The 14,923-nt window shown below is 34.5% G+C and carries 16 protein-coding genes; 1 reads left to right on the top strand and 15 read right to left on the bottom strand.

The window, feature by feature from the left end; translation table 11 throughout:
• Nucleotides 1-229: 229 nt before the first annotated feature.
• From DD829_RS07275 to DD829_RS07250, 6 genes are read right to left on the bottom strand one after another with little or no spacing between them, the layout of a single operon-like run.
• Complete coding sequence (locus DD829_RS07275) at nt 230-937, bottom strand: lycopene cyclase domain-containing protein (RefSeq protein WP_108410407.1); 708 nt, start codon at nt 935-937, stop codon at nt 230-232.
• A gap of 2 nt (nt 938-939) precedes the next feature.
• Nucleotides 940-1,398 carry a sterol desaturase family protein gene (locus DD829_RS07270; RefSeq protein WP_076394897.1) on the bottom strand — a complete coding sequence of 153 codons (459 nt, stop codon included), beginning with the start codon at nt 1,396-1,398 and terminating at the stop codon, nt 940-942.
• Nucleotides 1,398-1,868: an SRPBCC family protein gene (locus DD829_RS07265; protein ID WP_108410406.1), complete on the bottom strand. Its 471-nt coding sequence runs from the start codon at nt 1,866-1,868 to the stop codon at nt 1,398-1,400. Before DD829_RS07265 ends, DD829_RS07270 begins: the two co-directional genes overlap by 1 nt.
• Nucleotides 1,869-1,893: 25 nt before the next feature.
• Complete coding sequence (locus DD829_RS07260) at nt 1,894-2,730, bottom strand: phytoene/squalene synthase family protein (protein ID WP_108410405.1); 837 nt, start codon at nt 2,728-2,730, stop codon at nt 1,894-1,896.
• A gap of 2 nt (nt 2,731-2,732) precedes the next feature.
• The gene (locus DD829_RS07255; RefSeq protein WP_108410404.1) at nt 2,733-4,202 is read right to left on the bottom strand and encodes a phytoene desaturase family protein; all 1,470 of its coding nucleotides are present in this window, start codon (nt 4,200-4,202) and stop codon (nt 2,733-2,735) included.
• A 4-nt stretch (nt 4,203-4,206) separates the two neighbouring features.
• Nucleotides 4,207-4,878 (bottom strand): MarR family winged helix-turn-helix transcriptional regulator, encoded by a 672-nt coding sequence (locus tag DD829_RS07250; RefSeq protein WP_108410403.1) that lies wholly within the window; start codon nt 4,876-4,878, stop codon nt 4,207-4,209.
• Between the two features lie 101 nt (nt 4,879-4,979).
• Here DD829_RS07250 and DD829_RS07245 point away from each other — a divergent pair, with 101 nt between their 5' ends.
• On the top strand, nt 4,980-5,249 hold the full coding sequence (locus tag DD829_RS07245; protein WP_108408749.1) for a hypothetical protein: 270 nt from the start codon (nt 4,980-4,982) through the stop codon (nt 5,247-5,249).
• A gap of 234 nt (nt 5,250-5,483) precedes the next feature.
• Here the strand turns inward: DD829_RS07245 and DD829_RS07240 are convergent, their stop codons facing one another.
• The 9 genes from DD829_RS07240 to DD829_RS07200 form a co-directional block, all read right to left on the bottom strand.
• Nucleotides 5,484-6,089: a hypothetical protein gene (locus DD829_RS07240; protein ID WP_108408750.1), complete on the bottom strand. Its 606-nt coding sequence runs from the start codon at nt 6,087-6,089 to the stop codon at nt 5,484-5,486.
• Nucleotides 6,090-6,434: 345 nt separating this feature from the next.
• Nucleotides 6,435-7,052, bottom strand: a complete 618-nt coding sequence (locus DD829_RS07235) for a DUF4142 domain-containing protein (RefSeq protein ID WP_108408751.1) — start codon at nt 7,050-7,052, stop codon at nt 6,435-6,437.
• A 311-nt stretch (nt 7,053-7,363) separates the two neighbouring features.
• The gene (locus tag DD829_RS07230; protein ID WP_108408752.1) at nt 7,364-7,753 is read right to left on the bottom strand and encodes an RNA polymerase sigma factor; all 390 of its coding nucleotides are present in this window, start codon (nt 7,751-7,753) and stop codon (nt 7,364-7,366) included.
• A 403-nt stretch (nt 7,754-8,156) separates the two neighbouring features.
• A complete protein-coding gene (locus DD829_RS07225) occupies nt 8,157-8,597 on the bottom strand; it encodes a lysozyme (protein ID WP_108408753.1) in 441 nt (146 codons plus the stop codon).
• A complete protein-coding gene (locus tag DD829_RS07220) occupies nt 8,594-9,163 on the bottom strand; it encodes a hypothetical protein (RefSeq protein ID WP_116547648.1) in 570 nt (189 codons plus the stop codon). The genes DD829_RS07225 and DD829_RS07220 overlap by 4 nt, the downstream gene beginning before the upstream one ends.
• Nucleotides 9,164-9,189: 26 nt before the next feature.
• Nucleotides 9,190-10,497 carry an ATP-binding protein gene (locus tag DD829_RS07215; protein ID WP_108408755.1) on the bottom strand — a complete coding sequence of 436 codons (1,308 nt, stop codon included), beginning with the start codon at nt 10,495-10,497 and terminating at the stop codon, nt 9,190-9,192.
• A gap of 53 nt (nt 10,498-10,550) precedes the next feature.
• Complete coding sequence (locus DD829_RS07210) at nt 10,551-12,806, bottom strand: hypothetical protein (RefSeq protein WP_108408756.1); 2,256 nt, start codon at nt 12,804-12,806, stop codon at nt 10,551-10,553.
• Between the two features lie 395 nt (nt 12,807-13,201).
• A complete protein-coding gene (locus DD829_RS07205) occupies nt 13,202-13,798 on the bottom strand; it encodes a hypothetical protein (protein WP_123906826.1) in 597 nt (198 codons plus the stop codon).
• Nucleotides 13,798-14,676 (bottom strand): hypothetical protein, encoded by an 879-nt coding sequence (locus DD829_RS07200; RefSeq protein WP_108408758.1) that lies wholly within the window; start codon nt 14,674-14,676, stop codon nt 13,798-13,800. The genes DD829_RS07205 and DD829_RS07200 overlap by 1 nt, the downstream gene beginning before the upstream one ends.
• Nucleotides 14,677-14,923: the final 247 nt, after the last annotated feature.

The raw sequence follows: 14,923 nt of genomic DNA, 5'->3' as shown, positions 1-14,923 counted from the left end.
CCGGTGCAGAATTATCTTTTTTAAGGAATAATTTTGATAGAAGTTGCATTTTTAAAATATTTTTTCTGAACAAATTTCAGGATTTAAAATGGCTTTACTGCTACTTTTGTTACATAACTATTTTTCTAAATTAATCTAGAAAAAGTTTGACATAAAAAAGCCACAGATTCCGAAGGACTGTGACCAGAAAAAATAGATTTATGGGAAAATTATTTTAATATTGATAGAATTATGCCGTTTCTTCTATCGGCTGTTCTTTCTTTTTAAACTTCAGAAACAGAAAAATATTCCATAGAATCATTTCATAACCGTAAACTGTATCTTCAATCGGGATGGTTAAAATTCTGATTCCCAGAAAATGTTCCGGATTATAATTTACAATCGGAGAATCGAGTCCTGTTCCGGTAAGAATTCCGTTTACCCCTAAAAAACCGGGCATCAGAATCAGATAAATAAAAGAAGCTTTGCCGATCCATCTTGCGTTTAATATGAAATACAGTATAAAAAGACTGATTGCCGTTGTTAAAAACGTCATAAAAGGATAAATTCTGTTGTTGCAGTATAATGCAAGAATAATCAAAGTAAGGATGGAAAAAATAACAAATATTTTCTCCATTTCCGGTTTCCAGTCGAGCCTGAAGAATTTATCCAGACAGAAATAGGTAAAAATACACGAAAACGGAATGCAGATGAAGAATAAGATTTCTTCAATCGGCAGATTTACAATTCTAAGCCCCAGAAGATATTTATCATTAAACCACCACACTCCTATTTTGGTAAACCAGATGTCCCAAACGATAAAAAACAGGGCTACAATAGAGGAAGCAAGGATAAATGCCTTAAAATGCCTGTTGAATTTTATCTTATGATGGAAGGAAAAAATAAAACAGACGATAACCGTAAAAAAATTGATTAACAGATATGTATATTGAAGCATTTTCAGGTAGTTTGTTTTTTAAAATACATTTTGAAGTACTTTACCGGAACCCAAAGAAATCCGAAACACTCCCCTCTTTCTTTTCCTGTGTGTTTATGATGCTGCTTATGCGCTCTTCTGATCGCCAAAAGATATGGATTCTGGGTATTTCGCAGAATTTTAAAACGCTGATGAATGAAAATATCATGAACGAAAAAGTAAGCCATTCCGTACAGGGCAATTCCGACTCCGATGTAAAACCAGTGATTAAAATTCTGCATGGTTCCGTAATACATCAGAATAATCGTAGGAACAGCGAAAATAACGAAGAAATAATCGTTTTTTTCCAATGGTCCGTCGTTGCTGTGATCATGATGATCTTTGTGAAGTGACCACAAAAAACCATGCATTACATATTTATGAATGATCCACGTCATTCCTTCCATAATGAAGAAAGTGGCTGCTACAATCAGAAAATTCATTATTTCGCGGTATTTTTGTTAAACATATCTTCCAAAATTCGGTATCGGTACGTAAAAATATCTTCCACTTTCTTCTTTACCAGAATGCGGTGCGCAATTTCTCCCAAAAACCCCAAAGGCAATTCGTAATCCACCGTATCTTTCATAAAAATACCATTTTCATTGGGAATAAACTCATGATGATGATGCCACAGCTTATAAGGTCCCTGTTCCTGAAAATCTGTAAAACTCTTCTGATAATCTACCTGAATAATTTTCGTTCTCCACTTCATTTTTATTCCGAACAAAGGAGAAACGTAATAATCGATGTTCATTCCTTCGTAGATTTCGTCGTTTTCCATTTTGGTGCGGACAACAAAGTTCATCTCTTTAGGAGTAATTTTGGAAAGATTGTTTGCCGAAGAAAAAAATTTCCATGCGGTTTCGATATCACAATTCAACTGCTGCTCTCTGTATAATCTATGTCTCATTATTAAGGGTATAAAGTAAATGTATCTACAAAAAAGATGTTTTATATTGTACATAGCTGCTCATCATCAGAGAAAGTTTTCTTCCGTTGGATATTCTTATTCTCTGGTTGATAATTTTGGTAGCGGATGTTTTTTTAATCTTTCTGAAAAGCGAAATATAATATCTATACGCCAGATAAACGCCGAATCTTGAGGATGGAGGAAGCTTTCTGATTCCTTCCAGCGCAATTTTGAACTCTTCTTCAATTTCTTTTTCAATCTGGGCTTTTACGGCATTATCAAAGTATGAAATATCAACATTCGGGAAGTAAGAACGGCCTAAAATCTGATAATCATCTTTCATGTCGCGAAGGAAATTCACTTTCTGAAAAGCCGATCCTAATGTCATGGCATATGGTTTCAGCCTTTCAAATTCATCAATATTTCCTTCTGTAAAAATATGAAGACACATTAATCCTACGACTTCCGCAGAACCCAGAATATATTCTTTGTACAAATCTGAATTATAATCAATTTTCTGAAGATCCATTTCCATACTTTTCAGAAACTGATGAATCAACGCATGATCGATTTTATATTGATGAACGGTTTCCTGAAAAGAATGAAGCACCGGATTCAGGGAAATTTTATCTTCCAAAGCACAGAATGTTTCTTCTTTATATTTTGAAAGAAGCTTCTGCTTATCGTGATCATGAAAACTGTCTACGATTTCATCGGCTAAACGCACATAACCATAGATGGCATAGATCGGATTTCGGATTTTCGGAGAAAGCGCCATAATTCCTAAAGAAAAGCTGGTGCTGTACTGTCTGGTCGTTTCCCTGCTTATTTTGTAAGACAGGTCATCAAAAAGTTTTTTCATAGTTAATTCAATTTAATTGCTTCTCTGGCGACTATTTTACCTGATATAATGGACGGAGGAACACCGGGTCCCGGAACCGTTAGCTGACCTGTGTAAAGAAGATTTTTTACTTTTCTGTTTTTTACAGATGGTTTTAAAACTGCAGTTTGTGATAAGGTGTTGGCAAGACCATACGCATTGCCTTTGTATGCATTATAATCTTTCTTGAAATCTTCTACGCAATAGCTTCTTTTGTACTCTAATTTAGCAATAAGATCCGAAGTTCCGGTATGCTTTTCCAGTCTTGAGATCATTTCAAGGAAATATTTTTCTCTCATTTCTTCAGAATCTTCAATTCCCGGTGCTACAGGCATCAGAAGAAATACGTTTTCTCCGTTTTCCGGTGCGGTATCTTTATCGGTTTTAGAAGGGCAGCAAGCGTAGAACAATGGTTTGGTTGGCCATTTTTTATCTTCATAAATTTCGTTCGTATGAAGTTCAAGATCATTTTCAAAAAATAAAGTGTGGTGCGTAAGATTAGGAATTTTTTCGTTAAAACCTAAATAATAAATAAGACATGAAGGAGCAAAAACTCTTTTTTCCCAGTATTTTTCATCGTAATTTCTGTGAGATTCAGGAAGTAAGGTTTCGGTATGCTGATAATCTGATGAAGCTATGACTGTGTCGAATCTTAATTCCTCACCATTTATTTTCAGACCGACGGCTTTGTCATTTTCAAGAATAATTCTTTCTACATTGGAGTTGAAATGGAAGTGCACTCCGTTTTCGGTAGCAATCTGCATCATTGCCTGAGTAACTTTCGCAAATCCGCCCATCGGATACCATGTTCCCAGCTTATAACCGCCGTAATTCATCAGACTATACAAAGCGGGAATATCTTTTGGTGCTGCTCCCAAGAATATTACAGGAAATTCCATCAGCATAATAAGCTTAGGATTTTTGAAATATTTTCTTACAAAACGCTGAAAATTGGTCAATAAATCTAATTTTAAAGCGCTTTTTGCAATTTTTGGAGAAACAAATTCAAACCATGAATGGCAGGGTTTGTTTACGAAATCTTTCATGCCGACTTCATATTTATACTGTGCGTCGTTCATGAATTCATCAAGCTTCTCTCCTGCCCCTTTTTCAATACTTTCGAAAAGGCTTTTCATTTCTTCATAATTTTCAGGAATTCCCATTACTCCGTCTGAAAAAACCATTTCAAACTGAGGATTTAAAGGAATAAGATCGTAGAAATCCGAAGATTTCCTTCCGAAGTCATTAAAAAAAGCTTCTATAATGTCGGGCATCCAATACCAGCTTGGTCCCATATCGAAAACGTAACCATTATCTGTGGTAAACTGTCTGGCTCTTCCTCCCACATCACCGTTTTTCTCATAAACATGTACTTCGTATCCATCTTTAGATAAATAGGAAGCTGCCGACAAGCCGGAAAATCCTGAACCGATAATTGCTACTTTTTTGCTCATAGTTTTAGTTTTTAAAAGTGTATTCCTTAAACACCGTATTAATCAGATCTTTGCTGTCGATATTTCTGGAAAATATCGGGTGGTGAAAACGATCAAGCTTGTTCAGAATACGTATAAGTTCCATTTTTTCTGTATGATTTAGGTTTCCTGCAACAATATTTGTGGCATTGCGGATCTTTTCCATCTGCTTTTCCAGGGCAATTATTCCTTTTTCTGAAATGCTGATGTACTTACTCCGTTTATCGTCATCAGATTCGGTCTGTTCGATCCAACTCTGTTTTAATAATCTGGTAATAATAAGCATTCCCGCAGGTTTTTCCTGAATATTTTTTTTAATAAGCTCTGTTTTGGTCATTCTTCCGTAAGCTCTTAAATTAATCAGGTATATAAATTCTTCCTGCGTAGAAAATTCGGAATCGGCTATTGCAGATTTAGAATAAGTTTTTGCATATCTGTTGAGATGAACCAAAAGTGTATTAATAGCACTTTCAGGAGTTCTCCCGTTTTCTTTTCCTTCCCAATAGGGTTCAGTCTGCTTATCCTTATTTTCAGAAGACTCTTTATTAAATATCCAGGATTTAAATCCATGAAGATCTTTAGAATATAAATTTCCGGAATTTTCTGCTTCAAATTCTTCTAATAATCCTATTATGTCTTTAATCAAAGAATATTCCATTTTGTAAAAATTAGTATACAAATATACTATTTAATTTAAAGTAATAAATATTTATACACTTAAATATTTTTAATTACCTTTAAAAATTATTAGATCTGGGTATGAAAAATAATTCTGATGCGGAAAAAGCAGTTTCTGTTGATTCTAAAAAGTATATTGATGATTATCTGCATTCCTGTGTAAAAAAAGAATTCGGATTGGATATCTTTTTTGGTGAAGAATATGAAATAATGCGGAATATTGTTTCCAATAAATCTATGATTGTCCCTACATTTTCCGATTCCATTGTAGAAAATACCAAACTTCATGCTTTTCTGAAAGCTCATATTGCACACCTCAACAAGAAAATGTTTGCTTCTGAGATTTTCTAGAAACAACAATTGAAAACACTAAACTTATGAAAGGCGTTCTGAAGTTTCAGAGCGCTTTTTTGTAGATGGAATTTTCGGTTATTGTTTGTCTCTCCGTTCAAAAAGAAAAACAAAATCAAGGTTTAATATTCGAAAAGATGTGTCAGCAATTTTATATATCCAAAAACTCCTCAAAAATCTGAGGAGTTAAATAGAAAAATAAATGGTTTGAAAAAAACAAAGGTATAAATAATGTTATTCGAAATCCAGTAATCCATCAGCAAGAATCTTCCACTGCATTTTGCCAAAGCCGAAAATTCCGCCAAAGGCTATTAAAAAATTTCTTATTTTATCCAAGAAAGGCACTTTAAAATTCGGACTTTCATTTCTTCCGTATATTCCTGATTTTAAGAAATTTCCTTCTTTGGAAATCACCATATTGGAAGTTGCCGAAACGGTATAAAAATGTTCAATATAACCTTTCGGCTTGTTGGGCTCTTTAGACGGTCTGCACATCATCATATAAGATTCGCTTCGTTCTGTATCTGTATGCGTGAGGTGTAGTATTTCCACCCAGTCATATCCTTCAGCCTGAAGCATTCCGGGACCGGGAATATCGATTCTTATAAAATCTCCTTTCTGGGGAAAGCGGTCTACAAAATCTCCGGAAGCATCAAAATGTTTAAAATCTGCGGAGGCATTACCACAGTATTCTTTCCATCTGTTGATGGCAAAAAAGCGTTCTTTCAGAATTGCAAATTTTGAATCTATTTTTACAATTTCAAACTGTTTTGTACTTTCTGTATCGTGGAATCCGCCTTTTTTCTGTATCGGAACTCCCGGAATCTGTTTCGGCTTCATCTTTATTTATTGTTTGGTGGTTTGCTACAAATTTACCATTGAATCCTGCCTATGATTATGAGTAGGATCATACTGCAAGTATTTTTCATTGATAAAAATTTTGTTTATCCGTTATTAATCATGATGCTTAATTTTAACGAAAAGTTTAAAAGAGTTCTTGACTAGGAACTGTTTTTTAATTTCGCAACCGCTTTTGATTCAGCAAAGAACCCAAAGATTTTTTAATAATGACAAATTGCGGACAACTACAATGAGTTTATAAGTTTAAAATAAAAAACTATTCTCAGAAATTAATCAATAGGGATTCTGAGAATAGTCTTTATGAATTTTTGTATCAGAAATTATTTACTTAACGGCTGATTTTGCTTTTTCAGCTTCCATTAAATGATGTTCTAAAGTAGGAAGCGTATTGCTTGCAAAAGATTTCAGTGATGCTTCCGAGCCGGCTGAAGCTTCTTTTTTAAACACCGCAATGTCTTCTTTATGATCGCTTACCATAAGATCGGTGTAAGCTTTATCGAAATCTTTTCCTTTTTTGGCTTTCAGATCGTCATACATTTTCTGTTGGTCTGCATCCATGGCTGTCGGTAAAGTATATCCTACCGTCATTGCCCATTTTTTTAGCTCGTCATTGGCTTTACTGTGGTCTTTTACCATCATTTCTCCCAATGATTTTACAGCAGCGCTTTCAGCATTCATTGCAGCAAGCTTTCCTGCCATTACTTCCATCATTCCTCCTTTTGCTGCGGCATCGGCAAACATTTTATCCTGATCGTTCAGAGATGTTTTTGTGGTTGCATCGGATGGTGCTGCAGCAGTAGCAGAATCGTTGCTCATCATTCCGGAATCTGCAGGAGCCGTCATTGCTGTGCTGTCTGCGGAACTGTTAACATTCGTAGTTTCATTTTTTTTACAGGCTACCATTGCAGCGATGGCAAGAATACCTAAAATTGAATTTTTCATAATATTAATATGTTTAGTGGTGTAATTTGTATTTGATTTAATTATCCGTTGTTAATTATACTGCTCTTACCAAGCAAATTCCGCAGAGTTTTTGTTACTACTAAATGTTTTTAAGTTCACAAAGGCGTTTTACTTATCAAAAGAACTCAAGGTTTTTCAGTTACGATAAATTACGGACAAACATTTCTGACTTCTAAGCTGTAACAATTTGTCTGCCAAAATTTTAAAGTATTTCAAGATATTAAAAAAACAGATACCACAATGATAAGTCAGCAAAAAGGCTTTTATAAATGTGGTTAAATAATAAACGATCAGAAACTGTTGATTTCAGTCTGCGAAGGATACGTTGGAATCTGCTGTTTCAGTTCAAACTTAAATTCCGGAAAATTCTGTAGGGTAAAGTTATAATCGATGTGTTTTTCGGAAAGAAACTCTTTGATGGTTATGATAAGATTCTGGATCATCCAAACCTGAAAAGAATATTTTTGATCTGAAAAATGATCTATTTTTTTTAAAACATTAACGAAAGTCTGCTGTACGATTTCTTCTGCAAGATCTTTTGAAGAAACAGATTGTAGAGCGAGACCATACAGAATGCATCCGTAAGTTCTATAGAGCTTTTCAAATCCCTGTTGCCTGTTTTTCCTTATCAAAGTACACAAGGCAACATCTGAGCAGATTTTAGTATTCAATTTTGTCATTGGTGGTTGATCTATTGTATTGAATAAAAATATTCTTCACATCATCCGTCATCAGAAACTTAAAAATAATAGGAACAGAACATCACCTCAACTGACAAATTTCTTCAACTCTATAAATAAAATTTTACAATTCCTTTCTAAATGATCAGATAAATTGTACTATACAAATGCTATGCTAGAAATTATATGCTTGGGAAATTAATGAGATTAAAATTTGAAATTTTTTAAAAATATTACTTGAAAACATAATACAAATATGATGAATCATTGATTAAATTTTATCGATTTTGCTAAAATATTTATATTATTTATTGATAAAAGTTAAAAAAGAAAAGGCTGCCTGAAAAGACAGCCTGGCTATTTAAGATTAAGACTAAAAATCTTTATCATTATTGTCTAACCCTTACTTTACAAAAAACAAATCCGCTTCCGCGTTTCTTCTTCTCACTAAACCGGCAAGAACTTTTCCGCCCGCTGTAGTATATTTTGTGGTAAACCAGTTTCTGATGGATTCTGCGTCTGCTTTTTTATTGATTAACGAAAACAATGTATCGGAACCTCCTGTATTGTAGGTGTGCGAAACAAGCGCATCAAACTGGTTTTGCGTAAGCTGAATTTTTATTTTTCCGAGAACAATTTTCTCATAAGTTGGTAAAACCGATGCAAACAGTTCGGCTCCTTTTTCCTTTGTTATCGGTAAATCTTTCATCGTCACTTTTTTACCTCCCGGATAATAGGTGTTTCCGTAACCGATTGTCGGAATTCCGGCAGAATCCAGATAAGGTTTTGCACTGAAACCTTCGAATGATAAAATGAGCTGTATTCCTTTTGATGATGTTTTCATTTTTTAAAATATTTGTAGGTGAAAAATGCCAGTATTAAAATTCCTGTAGCAATTGCGATCACAATCCACGCTCCCGCCTGAAGTCCATTCACTTTAATCTTTTTTGTTTCTTCAGAAGTTTTAAGTTCAGACTCTTTGTTTACTTCTTTGGAGAAAGTTTTCTGATCTGTATTCTGAATAAGCTGTACAGATTCTTTCTTCATTACCTCCAATTTTTTACTGTCGGATTTCACATAATGATTATTGATTAAATATTCTGCGTTTCCCACGATCGAAATACTCTGAATGGTATCTTTGCCGACAATATTATGGTAAACAAAAGGACTGGACGGATCAGATTTACCTTTGATTAATATTTCTCCGGACTGTTCGTCCTTTCGGTTGTTTGAAAGCGTTTCTGAAGAACTATTCTGTGCTGACTGCTGACTTTGTGAACTCAGGGAATCTATTTTTACTTTTTCCGATTCCTGCTTTTTTTCTTCGTAATTAGTGATCACTTTATTTTTAGTTCTACACCCAAAAGCAATGCTGATTAAGGCAATCAACAGTAAAATTTTTGCATTCATGATTTTGATATTTAAAGTTCAAATTTTTAAGAGAATATTTTATCCTCTTTTAAATATTCTTTCCTGATACTTTCAAGCAGCATTTCTGAATTTACTCTGTAACCGGGCTCTTCCGATGAAATTACTTTTAAGCAAACATCCTGAATGATGTTCATGATATTGGATCCTGTAAGTTCATATCTTCTGGAAATCTGCTCTAGATTAATGTCTCCAAGATCTAATTGCTGCGGCAGATTGTGCTGCCAGATGCGCAGACGTTCTTCATATCCGGGATTATTGAATTTTATACAGCTATGGAAACGTCTCGTAAAGGCTTTATCCATATTGTTTTTGAAGTTGGATGCCAGAATGATAAGTCCCGAAAAAGTTTCTATTCTCTGTAACAGATAAGAAACTTCCTGATTGGCATATTTGTCATGCGCATCACGAACACTGGTTCTTTTCCCGAAAATAGCATCTGCCTCATCAAAAAACAGGATCCAGTTTTTGTTTTCCGCCTTATCGAATAATTTAGCCAGATGTTTCTCTGTTTCCCCGATATATTTTGAAACCAGCATGGATACATCCACTCTGAACACGGGACGTCCGGTGTATTTTCCCAGAAGACTTGCTGCAAGTGTTTTTCCGGTTCCGGGATCTCCGTAAAACAGTACCCTGAAACCTGGTTTAAGCTTTTTCTGCATTCCCCAGTCTTCCATAAGAATCCTGCTGCTGCTATACCAAGCTTCAATCCCCTGAAGCTCATCCAAAGTATCCTGAGGAAGGATTAAATCTTCCCATGTTCTGCTTGTATGAAGCTGTTCTGCCGGGAAATCGTTACTCATTTTAGGAAGCAGTTCTGCTCCGAACATTAAAGCCTCAAAAGCATCCTGATGAATGTTTAGCTGGCTGTTTATGGACGTGCTTTCCTGTCCTGAAAAAACAATAAGTTCCTCTCTTACAAGTGTTGAATTCTGACTAAAATTATCTAATGCCTTCAGTCTCTGCTGAATATTTTCTCCACCTAAAATATACTGTACTGACTGAATCGTGGGATTAAAAAGTCTGCCATTTTCATTAACCGAACAAAAATCGAATAATGAACCGGCAGGAAATTCCAGATAAATCTTTTTCAGCAAGGAAGGTTCCAGTCTTGGCAGCAAAGCCATTAAAAGGATAATAATTTCCTCATGCGAGAGCTTTTTTTCCAGAATATAATTTCCCAAATGAAAGTTTTTGTAATCGTATGGATTAAATTCGGGAGCAGTAGTGAAATCATCTTCCGGATGATTGAGACGCCAAGTAATAACGCTTTCTAAATGGGTGAATAAATGTTGTAGTTGTGTTGACTCCATCAGTTTTTAATTCTTTTTTTGTTCATAATTTAAATTTTAGATTTTCTGTTTGCTTAATCGTAAACATAGATCTCAATAAATCCATACTGTTCTTCAAAATCCACCGGAGATTTATCGGTTACATCAAATACATTGAGGCTTACATGGTCTTCTGATCCTCTGAAAGAATAACAATCCACATGATTTTTTGTATATAGTGCATTTATCTTTGCATTAATCCAGACTTTATTTTCCGTAAAGACTCCGGGCATTTTTCCTATAAATTTACCAGAGTCTACACGAGCCCAATCTATGTCTCCTATTGTGTTTTCGAGTACTATGAAGTTCGGATCAAAAGTTCCTCTGTTATTGTTTAATAATGCCCTGTAGATTTTATAACCACTACCCGTAATATTTTTTAATTTTTCGTCGACCCACTTTTTCTGTACAAAAGAATTTTCTGTATAATGATCCCCATAATAGTTCTGACCGACGATACCGGGACCTTCACTTGGAGCCCCCACATCTATTCTGTCCAGCCATTGGGTAAGATTGATATATTTATCTGATCCCTGAGATAATGAAATCTGCATTGGACTTGATAATATCTGAGTTCTGTCGCCCATCAGATCGCCTGAAAAAATGGTAGTAAATCCGTCTGAAACTGAAATATTGGCAACTCCACTTTTAATAGCTCCTCCTCCATCAGTTGAGAATTCAATTTCTCCTGTTACAGGTTTTCCCGGTAAAGTTCCCGATAACGGAATAGAATCCACCTTATCGATCCATCCAAACTGCCCGGAAGAGTTCCCAACGAATATTTTCTTATAAGATGCATCTCCTGCAGGAATATAGGACGGATTAATAGAAAACGTACCATTGAACTTCACCCATCTCTGGAGAAAATCTCCTGTAATTAAAGCCATACCGAGGGTTCCCTGCTGAAAGCTTCCAAACACACCTTCTGAAGTGTTGTTGTATCCTGTCATGGTATTATTGGAGTGGATAATAAGCTTATTGGATAAAGCTCCGTCATTATGACCTGCCCCAACTCCGATCAGAATATTATTCTGTCCTGTAACTCCCTGTCCTGATGATGCCCCAATAATAATATTACGATCTCCTAAAGTAGTGGTATTAGATGCTTTGTATCCGATAAGTGTATTAAGATTTCCGGTAGTCACATTATATCCGGATGCCGTTCCTACTAAAGTATTCTTAAATCCTGAAGTTACTTTAAATCCGGTTTCTTCTCCTATCATTACATTATAGTTTCCGGACACTGCATTCTGACCGGCAACAACTCCCACAAAAGTATTAAACGAGCCGGTTGTAAGCTCTTGCCCCGCTGCGGCACCAAAAGCAATATTGTTATTTCCTGTGGTTACTTTTGATAGACAATTGTATCCGAATGTATGATTGTAAAATCCAGTATGATTAGCATTAATATTGCCCCAGAAAAAGGAATAAGTTGCTGGATTCACTCCAATATTGGCATAAGTACGTTCGGAACCATCCAGAAAAGTAATAGGTTTCGGGGAGTATGCATCCCTGCTCACAACAGAAGCAAGTGTTTCATCTGCTAAGTTTTCTGTTGTTGTAACTCCTGATGCTCTCTTTATATAAAATTTCCCATCCGTAAGAGGTTTGTCTATTTTTTTATTTAGTTCACCCTGAAGTCCTTCCACCATTCCGATGGTGACATTCGAGATTCCTGTAGGCAGATAATTATATTTATTGTTTTTTACACCGCCTTTAAAAAGGTAAAGTGAAAAGTTTCCGGCTGAATCCGGAATTGCAATAAAATCGTTCTCCTGAAATTCGTAAGATGCAGAATGATCTGCAAATAAAGAAATATCAGTTTCAACAGCTTCGATCAGCGAGGTTAAACCTAAAGCTTCGATTTTTTCTGCCAGAATTTTTTGATCTTTATCTGCAAAATCACTCAAAAGCATATATTTTGTATCGCTTTGCTGTTTTGTATAAACATTTCCCGCATTATTTGCGTCATCAATAGTTGCTGTATTTTCAGGCTGTTCTCCAACCCCTAATGCTGTTTTCCAAGCCTGAAGATTATTGCTGTCTAAATTTGCAGCATCTTTTGCAGCTAAATAACTGATATGGGAATCCGGATTTGAGAGGTGTGTTTCAAAAGCACTTTTATCGGCTTTATTTTGTAACTGATGATCGAGTCCTTCAATTTTGCTTGTCGGTACAGAATCATTTTTATGCCAAAATGAAGACCAGGATGCCTTAAATTCCTCCTGGGTAGGAATATCTCCTGTCTGGAAATAAGTTAATATGGTATCTAATGGTGTTGGTGTAAACATGGAAGTTATTATTTTTATTTTGTGTTTCGATGTAAGTAATTTGAATAAATCGGTAAAACTTTTAAAAAGTTTCGCCGATTTATCCTTTATGATGATTAGTTAAAAAACTCGGCTGAATAGAAAAGAAGGTATTCTCCAATCCTTACAGATCTATTGTATCTCAATGATTTTGGGAACAAACCCATTCATCTCCATTATAGTAATGAAGAGTTTTTAGTGATAAAATGATAAGTATTGAATAGGTTAAAATTTGCCGCTGATGTTTAGGCTAATTTATTTTTCTGATTTTCACGATAATTCTTTTCAGAGCTGGTTGATGGTTTAAAGCTAAAACTTTTCCCATAATTATATAAAGTGTTACCTTGATTTATGAAAATAATTAATGTAAGAATTTTTTATGAGATCTGATTGAGTAATGAATCTTTAACGGTAGTTCCGTTTGGTAAAATATGGTTAAGAATACCTGCTATTTCCTGATTATTTTCATTGATAACAGCTTGTTGTAATTCATCCGATCCATTCTCAATAAAGCTATTCAAAAGATTTCTTGTAATTCCCGATTGCTGATAATTTGAATAATAATTAAAAAGAGAATCGATATATTCTTTTACTCCTAATCTTACTCCGGATTCCTTCAGATAATCAATCATTCGTTTGCGTCTTTTAATAATGATTTCCGCACTTTCCGAGACAGAGAGAGGAACATAGACTCGTTTGACAAGCACCGGGTTTCCGTAGATATCAAACCATTTGATCAGAATATTTATTCCTTTTAAAAATCCATTTTCATCCAGTTCATCAGAAAAGGTTTTCTCAATTGCCAGATTCGTCTGTTCTTTGTCTAAATAGTAACCGGTACTGGTTTTTCTTCCTTTTTCATAAGTGGGTTCCCCTTTAACGATTCCATTAAGAATTGTGACATCTTTTGCCATTAGCTCAAAAGGTGTAAGATCCTTAAGATGCTGATTTTGTTCAAATATTTTTAGTTTCATTAGGATACATTTTGATTATTTTGATTATTTTGATTATTTTGATAACTACATTCGATTCTTATATTTCTTACCATATTTGCAGAACCGCCACCCCATGTATTTACATTGTTTTGACCTGCATAAAGATATCCGGTCATTAAAAGCTGTCCAGTATCATCATTATATATACTACACTCTATATTCTGATCTATTTTACTGAGATCTGCATTGTAATAGAAATATAAATAATCCCATAAACTGTAATGATCAGTAGTAATATCTTCATCAACCAATCTACATCCCCAATTCTCAGATTGTGCTCTGTATAAAATGATTACATCAGTATTATTTTTAAAGTTAATTCTGGTATTTACGATAGTAACTTTTTGTCCCACGTTACTCTTGTACAACTGAAAGTTGAACATTCTACCTTTTAGTGTTCCAAATTGAAATCCTTTCTCTATTGCTGGCAGATTATTTCCAAAAAGTCTATAGTTATAATAATAATTAGAATCTATCTGGTATTGCAAAAGATAATACTCATATTCTTTTAATTCTTCAAGAATAAATTCTTTTGCCTTAATAGTATATGGTGAATAACCAAAGAAATACTGAACCCCTGTATACTCATCTCTGTTTTTTAATTCAATTATTTGATCTTCTTCAGTACTTGAACTGACAGTTATTGATATCTTTCCATCAATATCTCTTAAAGAATAATTTACTAATCCATTAGATTCCAAACTATTCACTAGAATCACCGCTTCCTTATTGGTGAGTAGATCTTCTCTATGTTTAAATGCATCAATTAATTCTGCAAACTGACTTTGAGTAGGATATTTATTTTTTTCAAAATATTTTTTTAGCTGCTCTCTGGTAGCTAATTTATTCTTTTCCATAATTTTTATTTTTTTGTTTGGATTTTTAAAATGAGGTTTTTTAGTTTTGTGAAAGTTTATTTTCTATATTTTTAAGATTCGATCCAGTATTTCCCAAAATCAGTACTACAAACATTAAGGTTAGAGTATGAACCCCTTCTAATAGAACACAAAGGTTTCATTGTCCCTACTCCAGTAATATCTGTATTCATTGTCTTGACATCGCTACCACTTCTAACAGTAATATTTAGTATGTTCCCTACCTTTG

It is taken from the genome of Chryseobacterium sp. HMWF035 (assembly GCF_003094695.1).
GTDB lineage: Bacteria > Bacteroidota > Bacteroidia > Flavobacteriales > Weeksellaceae > Chryseobacterium > Chryseobacterium gambrini.
The sequence above is the reverse complement of the archived record's forward strand: the minus strand, read 5'-3'. Positions and strand labels throughout refer to the sequence as shown.

Bases quoted from the DNA above. Each gene is read 5' to 3' on its own strand.
- DD829_RS07250 (WP_108410403.1), bottom strand. From the start codon at position 4,878: ATGGAATATTCTTTGATTAAAGACATAATAGGATTATTAGAAGAATTT.
- DD829_RS07200 (WP_108408758.1), bottom strand. From the start codon at position 14,676: ATGGAAAAGAATAAATTAGCTACCAGAGAGCAGCTAAAAAAATATTTT.
- DD829_RS07205 (WP_123906826.1), bottom strand. From the start codon at position 13,798: ATGAAACTAAAAATATTTGAACAAAATCAGCATCTTAAGGATCTTACA.
- DD829_RS07275 (WP_108410407.1), bottom strand. From the start codon at position 937: ATGCTTCAATATACATATCTGTTAATCAATTTTTTTACGGTTATCGTC.
- DD829_RS07215 (WP_108408755.1), bottom strand. From the start codon at position 10,497: ATGGAGTCAACACAACTACAACATTTATTCACCCATTTAGAAAGCGTT.
- DD829_RS07230 (WP_108408752.1), bottom strand. From the start codon at position 7,753: ATGACAAAATTGAATACTAAAATCTGCTCAGATGTTGCCTTGTGTACT.
- DD829_RS07220 (WP_116547648.1), bottom strand. From the start codon at position 9,163: ATGAATGCAAAAATTTTACTGTTGATTGCCTTAATCAGCATTGCTTTT.
- DD829_RS07270 (WP_076394897.1), bottom strand. From the start codon at position 1,398: ATGAATTTTCTGATTGTAGCAGCCACTTTCTTCATTATGGAAGGAATG.
- DD829_RS07225 (WP_108408753.1), bottom strand. From the start codon at position 8,597: ATGAAAACATCATCAAAAGGAATACAGCTCATTTTATCATTCGAAGGT.
- DD829_RS07245 (WP_108408749.1), top strand. From the start codon at position 4,980: ATGAAAAATAATTCTGATGCGGAAAAAGCAGTTTCTGTTGATTCTAAA.
- DD829_RS07240 (WP_108408750.1), bottom strand. From the start codon at position 6,089: ATGAAGCCGAAACAGATTCCGGGAGTTCCGATACAGAAAAAAGGCGGA.
- DD829_RS07210 (WP_108408756.1), bottom strand. From the start codon at position 12,806: ATGTTTACACCAACACCATTAGATACCATATTAACTTATTTCCAGACA.
- DD829_RS07260 (WP_108410405.1), bottom strand. From the start codon at position 2,730: ATGAAAAAACTTTTTGATGACCTGTCTTACAAAATAAGCAGGGAAACG.
- DD829_RS07255 (WP_108410404.1), bottom strand. From the start codon at position 4,202: ATGAGCAAAAAAGTAGCAATTATCGGTTCAGGATTTTCCGGCTTGTCG.
- DD829_RS07235 (WP_108408751.1), bottom strand. From the start codon at position 7,052: ATGAAAAATTCAATTTTAGGTATTCTTGCCATCGCTGCAATGGTAGCC.
- DD829_RS07265 (WP_108410406.1), bottom strand. From the start codon at position 1,868: ATGAGACATAGATTATACAGAGAGCAGCAGTTGAATTGTGATATCGAA.